This is a genomic window from Microcoleus sp. Pol12B3, assembly GCF_036701355.1.
Lineage (GTDB): Bacteria > Cyanobacteriota > Cyanobacteriia > Cyanobacteriales > Microcoleaceae > Microcoleus.
Genome location: NZ_JAUBQS010000001.1, coordinates 97899 through 111829, shown reverse-complemented (window position 1 = coordinate 111829; position 13931 = coordinate 97899). Strand labels below are relative to the sequence as shown.

General features: G+C 46.1%; 10 protein-coding genes. 6 read left to right on the top strand and 4 right to left on the bottom strand.

Going from position 1 to position 13931, the window contains the following annotated elements; genetic code table 11:
* Positions 1–334 precede the first annotated feature (334 nt).
* The 3 genes from QUA53_RS00465 to QUA53_RS00455 all read left to right on the top strand — a co-directional run bounded on the left by QUA53_RS00465 (position 335) and on the right by QUA53_RS00455 (position 4034).
* The gene (locus QUA53_RS00465) at positions 335–1936 is read left to right on the top strand and encodes a metallophosphoesterase (RefSeq protein ID WP_333094288.1); all 1602 of its coding nucleotides are present in this window, start codon (positions 335–337) and stop codon (positions 1934–1936) included.
* Between the two features lie 94 nt (positions 1937–2030).
* On the top strand, positions 2031–2807 hold the full coding sequence (locus tag QUA53_RS00460; RefSeq protein WP_333220272.1) for a DUF3891 family protein: 777 nt from the start codon (positions 2031–2033) through the stop codon (positions 2805–2807).
* Positions 2808–3065: 258 nt separating this feature from the next.
* Positions 3066–4034, top strand: coding sequence for a YegS/Rv2252/BmrU family lipid kinase (locus QUA53_RS00455; RefSeq protein ID WP_333094286.1), 969 nt, complete (start codon positions 3066–3068; stop codon positions 4032–4034).
* A 52-nt stretch (positions 4035–4086) separates the two neighbouring features.
* On the opposite strand, the gene QUA53_RS00450 is transcribed toward QUA53_RS00455, so the two are convergent.
* The gene (locus QUA53_RS00450; RefSeq protein WP_333094285.1) at positions 4087–4443 is read right to left on the bottom strand and encodes a hypothetical protein; all 357 of its coding nucleotides are present in this window, start codon (positions 4441–4443) and stop codon (positions 4087–4089) included.
* A gap of 455 nt (positions 4444–4898) precedes the next feature.
* On the opposite strand from QUA53_RS00450, the gene QUA53_RS00445 reads away from it, so the two are divergent.
* Together QUA53_RS00445 and QUA53_RS00440 are read left to right on the top strand one after the other, a co-directional pair.
* On the top strand, positions 4899–9395 hold the full coding sequence (locus QUA53_RS00445) for a WD40 domain-containing protein (protein WP_333094283.1): 4497 nt from the start codon (positions 4899–4901) through the stop codon (positions 9393–9395).
* Between the two features lie 19 nt (positions 9396–9414).
* On the top strand, positions 9415–9654 hold the full coding sequence (locus QUA53_RS00440; protein ID WP_333094282.1) for a hypothetical protein: 240 nt from the start codon (positions 9415–9417) through the stop codon (positions 9652–9654).
* Positions 9655–9727: 73 nt separating this feature from the next.
* Here QUA53_RS00440 and QUA53_RS00435 read toward each other — a convergent pair whose 3' ends face one another.
* The 3 genes from QUA53_RS00435 to QUA53_RS00425 form a co-directional block, all read right to left on the bottom strand.
* Positions 9728–10345: a Uma2 family endonuclease gene (locus QUA53_RS00435; RefSeq protein ID WP_333094280.1), complete on the bottom strand. Its 618-nt coding sequence runs from the start codon at positions 10343–10345 to the stop codon at positions 9728–9730.
* A 257-nt stretch (positions 10346–10602) separates the two neighbouring features.
* Positions 10603–12330: an ABC transporter ATP-binding protein gene (locus QUA53_RS00430; RefSeq protein WP_333094279.1), complete on the bottom strand. Its 1728-nt coding sequence runs from the start codon at positions 12328–12330 to the stop codon at positions 10603–10605.
* A 182-nt stretch (positions 12331–12512) separates the two neighbouring features.
* Positions 12513–12995: an FxLYD domain-containing protein gene (locus QUA53_RS00425; protein WP_333094278.1), complete on the bottom strand. Its 483-nt coding sequence runs from the start codon at positions 12993–12995 to the stop codon at positions 12513–12515.
* 142 nt (positions 12996–13137) lie between these two features.
* On the opposite strand from QUA53_RS00425, the gene QUA53_RS00420 reads away from it, so the two are divergent.
* Positions 13138–13893, top strand: a complete 756-nt coding sequence (locus tag QUA53_RS00420; protein ID WP_333094277.1) for a Uma2 family endonuclease — start codon at positions 13138–13140, stop codon at positions 13891–13893.
* Positions 13894–13931 lie beyond the last annotated feature (38 nt).

The following is a 13931-nucleotide window of genomic DNA, read 5'->3' as shown; positions in this document are numbered from 1 at the left end:
AGCGATAATTACTCTCTCGTATTTAGAGTTCGCTGTAGTTGCCTAGCATTGTTAGTGTTATCTTCCCACGTCCTTAATTGATGCCCTCGTCCTCGGCAACAACAAACAGCACCGCCTCGTACAAAATCTTATTTTAGTTGAGAGACGGGGCGATCGCATCAAAACCAAAGAAACCGGGTTTTTGGCCGCTGCTGTCGGTTTTAACGCCGTATTCTCGTAAAAAACCGGTTTCTGAGTACCCGCGCGTCGATTTTCAGCTTTTAGAGAGATGTAAAAACTCGCCCGATCGCTACACTATTAACTAGGAACTCAGCAATTTTGGAGAAGAGGTGAATTGAAATTCGTTTCCGACCCGCAAATAAAAGTTAAAATCCGCAAAATGAACGAGCGGGTGCGGTGGCAAGAAAAATCGATCGTCGATCGGGGAATCGACCAAACTCGGATGGTTTTGGAATCTCCAACCACCGACTCTCCAGAGTTTTCGTTTTTAGTCGTAGGCGATAGCGGCACGGGCAATCACCGCGGCTACAATCCCCAGCGGCAGATTGCCGAACAAATGGTCTCCGAGCGCGAAACTTGCCGTTTCGTCCTCCACACGGGCGATGTAGTTTATCTCGTCGGTTCCAGCGAATATTACTTGCAAAACTTTATTCGCCCCTACCGAGAATTTATCGTCGGCGGCGAGCATCCCTCTCGCATTGCCTACGATCGCATGGTGTTTAACTTTCCCTTTTTGCCCGTACCGGGAAACCACGACTATTACGACTTGCCGATAGTCTACGGCATTCTGTCGGCGACAGCTTTGCCGCTGCGCCGGCTGTTGGGTTCCAAGTTGGATCTCGATGTCGGCTGGCACGGTTCCGATCGCGGAAATACCTACGCCAAAGCGTTTCTCGACTACCTGCAAGCTCACAAAATGCCGGGAGAACTCGATCGCCACCTAGACGCCCACTACACCGCCAGCACCAGCACAGGCCGCTGCCTCCGCTACCAACCCGGACGCTTTACCCGCTTACCCAACCGCTACTACACCTTCCGCAGCGGCGGCATCGACTTCTTCGCCCTCGACTCCAACACCTTCAACGAACCGTTACCGATCCCGAAAACCAAACAGGGCGACATTCGCCGCCAGAATTTGGAACTCGATCGCCAGAAATTGGAACAAGAAAAATTGGTAATGCTCGAAATGTGCGATCGGCTCAATCCCCAAATTCCCGAGGAAGCCGAACAGCTAGACGACTTAGCCGCCAAGTTAGAGCAAGTTGACGAAATGTTGATGGATATTGACAAACAACTGTCGCCCGACAAAACAGCCGGCACCGACGTTGAACAGCTCGAATGGCTGAAAAAAAGGCTGATTGACTCTTGGCGCGATTCCGAGGTGCGGGGGCGGGTAATTTACCTGCACCATCCCCCCTACGTCACAGAGGCGACAAAGTGGAATCAAGCTCAAACTTTGGCTGTTCGGTTGCGATTGCGCGAGGTGCTCGACTGGGTTGCCGATGCAGTTGGGGAAGTGGCCCGGGGGCGTCCGCTAGTAGATTTGGTGCTGACTGGCCACGCTCACTGTTTGGAATACCTGCGGACTGGGGATACCGGACACGGCGACTCTGGGATTAATTGGCTTGTCTGCGGGGGAAGCGGCCACAGTCTCCGCCGCCAGCGCCCGGAAGGGCCGATGTTGCAAGAAGGATTGAGTCCTGAAGCTTATCGGTTGGCGCGGCAGTCTGGTTCCGAAACAGCCAGCCGGCGGGTAGCGGAATCTTTGCTATTTGTCGGCCGCAGCGGTCAAGGTTCCCACAAACGCCGTCCTTATTCGTGTTTGCGGATTGATGTTCTCGATGGGTGTCCCCCGAAGTTCCGCATCAGACCTTTGGTTGTGGAACGATTTGAGGGGAAATGGCAGGATATCTCGATCGAACCTTTTGTGATTTAACTTTCGTTTTTGTCCAAATCTCGCTCGCCCTTAAAAAGGTGGACTTTAACCGATTGTTCCCCACTTTTTAAGGTTAGGGGGGATCGAGAGCCTAATGCTAGCACAAAATACTCGTATTAACTTAATTGAGGAGAAAAATTCAATGATTGCTAACTTAACCGCAACGGGCTGGGAAATAATTTACCACCGGGCCCACGCTTTGCTCGCGGCGCAACTTGGCGGACAGTGGAAGCGCTCGAAATCTCCGGTTCGCCTCTACGAAACCATAGCGGCTATTTCGCATCACGATGATTTGGAGAAAGAATGGGAAGAAAATATTTTGACTGAAGCGGGCGCGCCCTTTGATTTTACCTTGCAGACTGAAACTTCTCTGCCGAAAATTAAAGCCATGACGGAGAATTCCCTATATCGCGGTAGGTGGGTAGCAATGCTGATTTCTATGCACATGAGCTATCTCAATGAAGGAAAGCGGGGAGAGTCGAAGGAACTAGACGAGTTTTTGGACGAACAACTGGAAAATCAAAAAAAATGGCAAAAAGAGTTGAATATTTCTCAGGAAGATGCTAAGGCAGCTTATGCTTTTTTCCAGTGGTGCGATCGGCTATCATTAATTCTTTGCAGCCGCGAGTTACCCGCCGGAGAACGAGCTTTAGAAATTAGTGTCGGCCCGGACGGCAAGCGCTACGATATTGTACAGCACAGCAATGAACTCGTGACTGTAACTCCTTGGCCTTTTGAAGAAGATAAATTTACTGTTAACGTCGAAGCGTGCCTTTTGGATAAAGTCAAGTTCGACAGCAACAAGGAAATCAAGGAAGCGTTGCACAAAGCTCGGCGCGAAGTCTTAGAGTGGACTTTTGTCAAGTCTTAATTAAACCTTTGAAAAATAGGTGAAGGTTGTTGTCGGAGTTTAGCGGGCATGGCATTTGTGTTAACTTAATGTTAAAACCATGTCTAAATTAGGGTTATAGTTGAGTCTTGCTCCCCCTTAACTCCCCTTAATAACGGGGGGATAAGAACAGTCAAAATGGGTTTTATTGAGGGGGATGCGATGGCGCTCGAAACTTGGATACAAACCAAAACAATCTAGGATTTCCGTTCAGCCATTACCCATTACCTATTACCAACTATGAAACGTTCAGCTTGCCTAATTTTCAATCCCGCCGCCGGCAACAGCGATCCCGACCAAGACTTAGCTAGAATTAAGGAACTTTTAGAGCCTTTGATTGACTTAGACATTCGGCTGACAACCCCAGAAGTAGACGCCGATCAAATCGCCCGCGAAGCAGTTGCCAGGGGGGTTGAGGCAATTATTGCTTCCGGGGGCGACGGCACCTTGTCCGCAGTTGCTGGGGCGATTGTCGGCACAAATATTCCTTTAGGAATTATTTCGCGGGGAACTGCTAATGCTTTTGCTAATGCTTTAGACATTCCAAATACAATTGAAACCGCCTGCGCCACTATTTTGGGAGGGTTGACGCGGGTGGTGGATGCGGCGATTTGCAACGGTGAAATGCCGATGGTTTTGTTAGCTGGAGTGGGCTTTGAGGCGGAAACCGTCGAACTTGCCGATCGCGAAATGAAGAATCGTTGGGGAATGCTGGCTTACATTCTTTCAGGAATTAAACAGTTAAACAATTTAGAAAGATTTGAAGCGGAAATCGAAACTGAAGATAGAATTATCAGCCTTACTGCTGTGGCCGTCACCGTGGCAAATGCAGCGCCGCCTACTTCCATTTTAGCTCAAGGCCCGGCGGGGATTATTTTTGATGACGGCTTGCTGGACATAACGCTGGTGGCGCCTCAGAATAAAGCTGGGGCGATCGCAGCTTCTTATCACCTATTGCAAACAGCTTTGACCGGCAATCCTACAGATCGCGACGACATCGGTTATTTGCGGGCAAAAAAAGTAAAAATTAGTGCCGATCCGCCTCAAAAAGTGGTTGTAGACGGCGAAATCATCGGCATGACTCCGGTTTCTGTTGAATGCGTTCCAGGAGGTTTAACTATTTTTGTACCGCGAGTTGAAGAAGAGCCTGTAGTGGAAAAACTCACCGGTTTAGCGGACATCGAAATTACATTGAAACCCTTAACTTAAACTTTTTAGCGACACAAATAATCAGAAAGACCGCCCGGGCGGTCTTTTGTTTTTAGGCTTCTAGAATTTGGCGAATTCGGCGCTCCAAACGTTCTAGATCGAGTCCGCCTTCATCGCGGCTGATGCGGCGCACCGTGAGGTTAACATTGCTCAAATCTGCCAGCAAATCTTGGAGAATTTCTTGTTGCTGCCGAGCTTGAGTTATTTCGCGCGGTTCCTGCACCAAATCGCGAACAATTGTATCTTCCGCGCGCGAAGCAACGATCGGGTCTGCTTCGCCGTCTACGTGCACAAAAGTGCGCCGACCGGGTCCGCGTTCTTCTTCAATTGGTATTACTGCTGTTACTCTATCGGAGCGTACATATTTGCCAAATCCCAGGTGGACTAAGACGGATGATTGTATTTTCATAGAGAGCAACTTTTATTGGTTCGTTATCTATATTTTAACTTTTAACAATTAGAGATGACAACTAAATTAGAGCTATCCTTACTACAATATTTGTCGGTTTTTCCTCGGTATTATAGTGGTCATATTTAGTAAAAAGTGCTAGTATCTGCGGTAATAGCATGATGGCTCAGAAACCGCGTTTTTTAGCGAATTTGCAGGCTGCAAGGCGTTTTTTGGTAGCAACCCGGTTTCGAGGAGTCGGAGGGCATGGGAACCCAAAAACCAGGTTGTTACGGGAGCTTCGGGCTACAGCGCGTCTTTTGGTAACAACCCGGTTTTTTTGGTCGGAGTGTCTAAGTGATGGGTTAACATAAAAATAGAGCAATTTGCGATCGCCCGCAGCGCATTTCAGGGACACAGCCTACCGATTCTAGATTTGAGCATTACTTTCACGGAAAAACAGGAAAGCCTAAATCATGCTAATTAGTCTCGACTTAGTTATCAGTATCCTGACGACAATTCCCTTCGGCACTATCAAAGACAAGTTTCAGCGCAACGAAACAGTTATCAAATTATTAAAAAGATTTAACCTCGACCCCGATGCTCCGCCCGCGGATTTTAGCGGGGTTTATGTTTATACTTTAGTAGAATACGGCGCTGGCAAACCCAAGCAGATTTTAGAACTGTTTCGCCAAAAAGAGATTGAATCAGCATTTCGCAAAGCCTTCGAGTCCGATAGCCCAGCGATTTTAATTAAAGCAGGCGATGAATATCTGAATGAGAGTGCTTTAGGCCAAGAAATTCGAGATTTAGGCATTGACCCCCGACGGGAATTCATGGCATTTGCCGCCGTGTTTATGGAAGTAGCAAAGCGGACGCGGACGCTGGGAGATGTGATGGTGGGAAATGCGATCGCCTCTTTGCAAAAACGCCTATCTATGGTAATGGATCGCATCGAACGCCTCCCCACTATCGAAGGAATTCGCACCGAATTTGCACGACTGGAATCTGAAGATTATCCCGCACTTCCCGCCACAGCAGCATCAACTAATATTCAAAAGTCTCAAGTTTTTATTTTATCGCAACAAGTTCGAGGTTGGTTTGAAACATTAAATTATCAGTTTGAGAAATATGAAATTTGGGAAGATAACTATTTTGAATTGATTATCAATGTTCCCGTCAGACGCAAAAAGTACGATCGCATTTTAGTGCGCGGAATTGCCGGAGAAGCGGGACTCAGGGATATCTCAGCCTTGCGCGAGTCGGTAGAAAAACAGCGCACCGATGAAGGCTGGTTAGTTACGGCCCGCCGCATCAGTCGCGCCGCGCGGGATGAGGTAAAAAAAGCCGAAAATCGTAATTTAGCTTGCTATACGTTTGATGAATTACTCGACCAAGATGCCGATTTTACTGCTTATCTGGATTGGCTAGAAACAGAAATTACCAGCCGAGGAATTGATACCAAATATGTGCCGCTAGCTTGTACGAAAGAAGAAATCGACCCCGATACTCACCGCAAGATAGGCGTGAGTCATTATGGCGATCGAGATGGCTGGATCGAAGGTTATCTTGACCTGTGGTTGAATGACCCAGTAAAAGAACATATTTCAGTTTTAGGAGAATTTGGAACGGGAAAAAGTTGGTTTGCGATGCACTATGCTTGGATGGCGCTGCAACGCTACCGAGATGCTCAAAAGCGGGGATTAGAACGTCCGCGTTTGCCGTTAGTAATTCCTTTGCGAGATTACGCCAAAGCAGTTAGTGTCGAGTCGCTATTTTCCGAGTTTTTCTTTCGCAAGCACGAGATACCTTTGGCGGGTTATTCGGCCTTTGAACAACTTAATCGCATGGGTAAATTTCTGTTAATTTTCGATGGTTTTGATGAAATGGCCGCTAAGTGCGATCGGCAAGAAACCATCAACAACTTCTGGGAACTGGCAAAAGCAGTCGTTCCCGGCGCAAAAGTCATCCTCACTTGCCGTACCGAACACTTTCCTGAAGGCAAGGAAGGACGGGCATTGTTCAATGCAGAACTGCAAGCATCAACAACCATTTTAACAGGCGAAACTCCCCAATTTGAAGTCTTAGAATTAGAGAAATTTAACGACGAGCAAATTCGGCAAGCGCTGTCATTTCAAACAGAAGCGGCGACAGTTGAAAAAGTCATGGGAAACCCGCAACTATTGGATTTAGCGCGTCGCCCGGTAATGACCGAGTTAATTTTGGAAGCATTGCCCGATATTGAAGCTGGAAAACCAGTCGATATGTCGCGGATATATCTGTATGCGGTGCGGCGGAAGATAGAGAGAGATATCAAAGCTGAACGTACTTTTACTTCTGTAGCAGATAAGCTTTACTTTTTGTGCGAACTGTCTTGGGAAATGCTGTCTACCAACCAAATGAGCCTCAATTATCGCGGTTTTCCCGATCGCATTCGCAGCTTGTTTGGTTCCATCGTCCAAGAGGAAAAAGACTTAGACCACTGGCACTATGACATGATGGGTCAAACGATGCTAATCCGCAATGCAGATGGCGATTATACTCCGGCGCATCGTTCGCTGTTAGAGTTTTTTGTCGCTTATAAATTTGCAGCAGAATTGGGAGTTTTGGCGGCTGATTTTACCGAATTAGTTGCGCCGGAACAGTCTTGTGTCAATCCTGATGCAGCGCCTGAATCATACACTTGGTCAAATTATTGTCGGCTTCAGGCCCAGAAGAGAAATAAGAACGAACTTATAGCGCCTTTGAAAAGATTTGTTGCTGAAGATTTAGATCAACTTCTTCAGAGTTTCGGACAAGCGCCACTGACGAAAGCAGTCATGGATTTGTTGTTGCCAATGGTAGGGGCTGTACCCTCGTGTCGGCCCTGCCTCGATGTAGGGGCAGCTACGGAGGAATTATTGGAAATTCTGGAAGCAACGCGGGGAAAAACAGAAATTGACGTGGGTTATGTGGGAGGGAATGCGGCGACGCTGTTGGTGAAAATCGATCGAACTGCGTTAGAAACAAAAGACCTTTCTCGTGCGGTTATTTTAGGTGCTGATTTGACAAATGCGGCACTGCGTCGCGTCAACTTTGCTGAAGCTAATTTGGCTAATTCTGATTTTACTAAAATCTTCAGCAGCGTGCGATCGGTCATATTTAGCCCTGATGGCAAACTGTTAGCTACAGGTGATACTGATGGCATAGTTCGCTTGTGGGAAGCTAGCAGTTGCAGAGAAATATTGACCTGTAAAGGACATACCAACGTGGTGGAGTCAGTCGCCTTCAGTCCTGACGGCAAAATACTTGCTAGCGCCAGTTATGACAAAACGATCGAGTTATGGGATGTCAAGACTGGTGAATGTTTAAAAGTTTTGCAGGGACATACCGAATCAGTAATGTCAGTCACCTTCAATCCCGATGGAAATATACTCGCTAGCGGGAGTTTCGATCGCACGATAAGGTTATGGGAGATCCGCACGGGTGAATGCCTCAAAATTTTGCAAGACCATACTAAAGTTGTATGTTCAGTTGCTTTCCATCCTGCTGGTGAGATGCTTGCCAGTGGAAGCGGTGACGAAACAGTGAGGCTGTGGAATATCGGTACTGGTGAATGTGTCAAAACTTTGCAAGGTCATACTAAAAACGTGTTTTCAGTTGCTTTCAATTCTGCTGGTGAAATACTTGCTAGTGGCAGCGGCGACAAAACAGTGAAGCTGTGGAATATTGGTAGGGGTGAATGTCTCAAAACTTTGGAGGGACATTTCGATCAAATAAAGTCGATCGCCTTTAGCCCAAATGGCGAACTACTTGCAAGTGGCAGTCACGATCGCACAGCAAAATTGTGGGATATCAACAGCGGTGAATGCTTGAATACTTTGCAAGGGCATAACGATCGAGTAGGGTCAATCGCCTTCCATCCTGGGGGTGAAATACTTGTTAGCGGCAGTTACGATAAAACGCTGAAGCTGTGGGATATCAACAGCGGTGAATGCTTGAATACACTGCAAGGGCATAGCAATCAAGTAAGGTCGATCGCCTTCAGTCCTAACGGTGAAATGCTGGCCAGCGGCGATGACGCGCAAACAGTCAAGCTGTGGAATATCAACAGCGGTGAATGCCCCCAAATCTTGCGCGGACACCTCGATCGGGTAAACTTAGTTGCCTTCAATCCTTCGGGTGAAATACTTGCCAGCGCTAGTTACGACCAAACACTGAAACTGTGGGATATTCGCAGTGGTGAATGCCTCCATACTTTGCCAGAATTTGGCAATGAAACACGATCGATCGCCTTCAGTTCAAATGGTGAAATACTTGCGAGTGCAGGTTATGACCAAACGGTGAGGCTGTGGGATATCGGTACTGGCGAATGCCTCAAAACGTTGGACGGGCATAACAATTCTGTACACTCGGCTGCTTTCAGTCCTGTGGGCGAGATATTTGCCAGTGCAGGTTTTGACGGAACGGTGAGGCTGTGGGATATCCATACTGGTGAATGCCTGCAAATCTTGCAGGCGCATACGAATTGGGCACCCGGAATCGCCTTTAGCCATAACGGTGAAATACTTGCCACTGGAAGTGTCGATCGAACAATAAGACTATGGGATGTCCGTAGCGGTGAATGCCTTCAAATCTTACAGGGGCATACTGATTGGATACGTTCAGTTGCCTTTAGTTCTTCTAGTGAAATAGTTGTTAGTGGAAGTGTCGATGGAACGGTAAGATTATGGGATATCAATACAGGTGAATGTCTCAAAATTTTGCAAGGTCATACCAGTAGAATTAACTCTGTTGCCTTCAATTCAGAGGATCAAATTATTGCTGCTTGCAGTCGGGATGGCACAATTATACTTTGGGATGTTGAGACGGGTGAGTGCTTCAAAATACTAAAAAGTGACAGACCTTATGAAAACATGAATATCACAGGAGTTACGGGTTTAACGGAAGTAGAAAAAGCCACGCTCAAAGCTTTAGGGGCTGTGGAAAATTAATCATCAAAAAGGAGAAACTATGCAGTCAGCAATACGGATTAGAACCAAAGTTCTTGCAGGAAATAAATTTGAAATTCAACTGCCGCCTGGATCTGTGGGCGAAGAGGTTGAAGTTTTTGCGATCGTACCAGAAAAGCCTCAAGGGGGGCGGCGCAAGGTGTTGGAATTGCTTACAGAAATCCGCAGCCGTCATGTTTCCAGAACAGTTGAAGAAATTGACGGGGAACTAGAAGCAGAAAGAAACTCATGGGATAACTAAACCTACCATCCTCTGCTACAATTTACTTGGATACACAAGTCATTATTTACACCGTTGAAGCTAACCCGAATTACTATTCGCTTTGGATAGATCCGAAAACCTGTTCAACAGTTAGATTTAGTTCGGGAAAAGCAGAGGATAAAATTCGATCGCCCTTTCGGAACAGGCTAACCTGATACTCCCCATCAACCAACTGGTAAACTGAGATAGTCGGTTGTTTCGGATTACCAATGAAACGTTTGCCGCCCAAAGCAGCATAATCCACCACCCAATATTCCGGGATACCCAATCTTTCATAATCAGCCACTTTAACCAGGTAATCATCTTGCCAGTTGGTGCTAACTACCTCCACCGCAAGTTTAACAGAATCACCTTGCGTAATAATCGACGATTTTTTCCAAAGTGGCTCCGAAATCAAGGCAGGCTTGTCTAATATTATGATGTCTGGCTGAAACCCTGTAGTCGCTGCTGGAGGTCTGACGAAATAGATTGATGGTGTTATATAAGGAAGATTTAGGCGATCGATTTCTACGTTAATTTTGCGGATGAGAAAACTTGTAACTTCCTCATGGTCTCCGTTTGGATTCTTCTCAACTATCACTCCATTTCGTAGCTCGAAACGTCCTTTGCCATCGGGATACCACTCTAGGAATTCTTCAAATGTTAGTAGTTTGGCTGTGGTTTGAATCATGTTGGCACTGCCTGTTCTTTTTAACTGGAATCAGTAAATATCCAGTTGGATAATTTATTGTATCATTCTTCATAGGACTGACGCACGGGTAGTCAGAAACCGGGTTTTTTACGAGCATACTTGGTTGAGGCCAGCAGATTCGGCCAAAAACCCGGTTTCTTGTCGAAGCGCGCGCCGGTAGTCAGAAACCGGTTTTTTTACGAGCATACTTGGTTGAGGCCAGCAGAAACGGCTAAAAACCCGGTTTCTAACGTAGCCTACTGACTAAACTGTTGAGCGTAGTAGCCAGCATAGCGATCGCCCTTTTCCAGCAACTCCTCGTGCGTCCCCGATTCGACAATTCTGCCTTTTTCCAAAACTAAAATGCGATCGGCTCTCCGCACAGTAGCCAAGCGGTGAGCGATAATAAACACAGTGCGATCGCGCATCAATCTTTCCAGCGCTTCCTGCACTAAACCTTCGGATTCCGAATCCAGCGCCGATGTCGCTTCATCCAAAATCAAAATTCTGGGAGCGAGCAGAACTGCACGGGCGATCGCAATTCTTTGTTTCTGTCCCCCAGATAAATTTACACCTCTTTCTCCTACCCAAGTTTGATAGCCATCAGGAAACTGATTAATAAATTGATGAGCGTTAGCAATCTCCGCAGCTTTTTGCACATCTTTCAGTTCATAATAAGATCGCCCAAAAGCGATATTTTGAGCAATTGTACCCGAAAATAAAATCGTTTCTTGCGGTACAATTCCGATTTGCCGCCGCAAAGTATTTAAGGTGACATCTTGAATATCAATACCGTCAATTAAAATCTGTCCCGCTTGCGGATCGTAAAATCTCGGTAACAAGTTTACTAAAGTAGTTTTACCCGCACCGGATGCACCCACGAGGGCAATCATTTCTCCGGGAAGCACCAACAAACTCATGTTTTGCAGAATGGGTGTCTCTGAGTTATAGGCAAAATTAATATTGCGGTATTCGACTTTTCCGGTAACATGGGGAAGTTCAATTGCCCCAGGCTTTTCGACAACAGCGGGTTCAATTGCTAATAGTTCAAAAATGCGATCGCTAGAAGCTTCTCCCTGCTTAAAATCCCCGTAATTAGCAGTTGTAATAGCGATGGGGTCAATTAAAAGTGCCACCCCTGCGATATAACTTATAAATTGAGTACCTGTGAGATTTCCTTGAGAAATTTGCCAACCTCCCAGGAAAAAGAGCAAAATCACGCTCATCGCTTCCAAAAAGCCAACTACAACGAACTGAAGTGCTTTTACTCTTTCTGACAAATACTTAGCGCGGCGGTTTTGTTCTGCTTCTTCTGCAAAGCGGGCAATTTCGTAGTCTTCAGCCACAAAAGCTTTGATTAAACGAATGCCGCTGAATACTTCTGTCAGCAAAGCGGATAAATCAGAGATGCGATTTTGACTTTGCCGCGAGTAACTCAGCAATCTCTCGCCAAACCAACCAATTAAGATAGCCATCAGCGGTGCAATAATTAATGCACCCAAGGTTAATTGCCAGTTGAGATAAATCATATATCCCAGGACGGCAATTAGCTGCAAAATACAAGGAATAAACTGATGAAAAAATTTATTTACGACTTCGCCAATGCGGTCAATATCTTCGGTGAGGCGGTAGGATAAGTCTCCGGTTTTGGCAGTTTCAAAGTAGCCGAGATTGAGTTTTTGCAGGTGGGAGTAGACTTTTTTGCGGATTTCTAAAGCAATAGTCAAAGCTGCTTTCGCCATCAGCGTATCTTGACCGTACTGGGCTGTACCGCGAAGTAGAAATATAATGGCGCTGAGTGCAGCAATTTGAGCGAACCCTTGTAAATCTCCTTTACCTATAAATTTGGCTGTTTCGCCAACCAGCCACGCTATAATCGGCCAAAATACGGTAAATACTACGGTACAAGCTAATGCTTTACCGATGGTTTGTTTTTGGGGACGGAGGTAGGGTAAGATTTGCCAGTATGTAGATCGAGTTTTCAAGATATTTTACCTCTGCAAGTTCTGTTTTTACAGATATCTGAGCCAAAATATGATATCAGCGATCGGGCAAATCTCAACAATCATTCTTCACCGAAAGCATCCGGGATAGAAAGCCCACGGATTCATCCGTGGGCTTTCTTGTCCAATTCTTCAATCTAAAATCTAAAATCTAAAATCTAAAATCATTCTTGACCGTCGGCATGAGTAGCCTGTACTTTAGCCCCCGCGACAACTTCGCCCCGAAAGGCGGCTGACTGTCCGGGCGCAAGAGTAAGTGGTTCAGCGTAGATAAATCCGTTGTCAATTAAATTGCCTGACTCGTCCAAAACTTCATAATTGACTTTGACATTCTTGATTATTTTGCAGCCTTGATTAAGGACTTGACCGCTGAAAAAGTTGCCGTCATAATTAGTCGCCTTAATTGACACTTTCGCAGCGATGTTGAGACCGGGAATGCAAGTTTGGGAAGTTCCTAAAGATGGCTGTTTCTCGCATAACTTGCCCAAGTCTACTGTTTTGCCGTCGGGGGTTTTCATGTAGCAAAACGGCTCGTCAATTTCGGAGTTTTGGGCAAGTGTATTTGTAGAGCATGCAATCAAAGGGCGAGTTGATATCGAGGACATTAGCCAAATCGATAAAGCTCCTGTTAAAGGTAAATAAACCATGTTTTTTCTGCTTTTTATGAAATAAATCCTACAAGATAATGCAGCTAAAATTTAGGCTAGCATATTTATATGTATGGCGCGTCGCGCTCACGCTGCATTGTGCTATGATAAAACATCAAACTTGAGAAAGTAAAGTAAAGTCATGGTCGTTACTCAAGATAACCCAGGACAAAAAACGTTAGAACTGATCGTAACGTGGGAGAAGTTGCCAGACGACTTCCAATTAGAAGAAAAACCAGTGGAGAATACAGGTCAACCGCTAATTGCTGGAGCACTGCGAGAAATCTTAGAATTGAGAGGATTTATCGGGCCACAAATGCTGATAGCCAGCAATTTTGGGATTTGCGCTACCGTCAACGGCGAGTTAGTAATCAAAGCACCAGATTGGGTTTATGTACCGTCGGTACTGCCCGCCGAATCGAGAAGAGACCGCAAAAGTTATACCCCAAACTTGGAAGGAGAAATTCCCACTATTGTCATGGAATTCTTGTCCGAAACAGACGGGGGTGAATATTCTGTCAAACGTACTTTTCCTCCGGGAAAGTGGTTTTTTTACGAACAAATTCTGCAAGTACCAACATACATCATTTTTGACCCAGAAACTGGCTTACTGGAAGTATATCGCTTGCAAAATGGCAAATACGAATTAGAATTTCCTGACGCGGAAGGTCGCCACTGGATGGCAGATATTGGTTTGTATTTAGGAACGTGGCGAGGGGAGAAAGAACAGCGTTCAGGCTATTGGTTGCGCTGGTGGGATGAAGCAGGAAATCTGCTTTTATGGGGTGTAGAACAGTTAGCAGCAGAACGTGAACGGGCCGATCGCGAACGTGAACGGGCCGAACGACTGGCTGAATATTTGCGCGATCGGGGAATTAACCCGGACGAGATTATTTGATAAGTTGTACGCCATACTTGTAGGGTGCGCAATGCGCA

What these genes read in the sequence shown, in the direction of transcription:
- QUA53_RS00460 (WP_333220272.1), top strand. Translation starts at nt 2,031, where the DNA reads ATGCTAGCACAAAATACTCGTATTAACTTAATTGAGGAGAAAAATTCA.
- QUA53_RS00455 (WP_333094286.1), top strand. Translation starts at nt 3,066, where the DNA reads ATGAAACGTTCAGCTTGCCTAATTTTCAATCCCGCCGCCGGCAACAGC.
- QUA53_RS00450 (WP_333094285.1), bottom strand. Translation starts at nt 4,443, where the DNA reads ATGAAAATACAATCATCCGTCTTAGTCCACCTGGGATTTGGCAAATAT.
- QUA53_RS00445 (WP_333094283.1), top strand. Translation starts at nt 4,899, where the DNA reads ATGCTAATTAGTCTCGACTTAGTTATCAGTATCCTGACGACAATTCCC.
- QUA53_RS00440 (WP_333094282.1), top strand. Translation starts at nt 9,415, where the DNA reads ATGCAGTCAGCAATACGGATTAGAACCAAAGTTCTTGCAGGAAATAAA.
- QUA53_RS00435 (WP_333094280.1), bottom strand. Translation starts at nt 10,345, where the DNA reads ATGATTCAAACCACAGCCAAACTACTAACATTTGAAGAATTCCTAGAG.
- QUA53_RS00425 (WP_333094278.1), bottom strand. Translation starts at nt 12,995, where the DNA reads ATGGTTTATTTACCTTTAACAGGAGCTTTATCGATTTGGCTAATGTCC.
- QUA53_RS00420 (WP_333094277.1), top strand. Translation starts at nt 13,138, where the DNA reads ATGGTCGTTACTCAAGATAACCCAGGACAAAAAACGTTAGAACTGATC.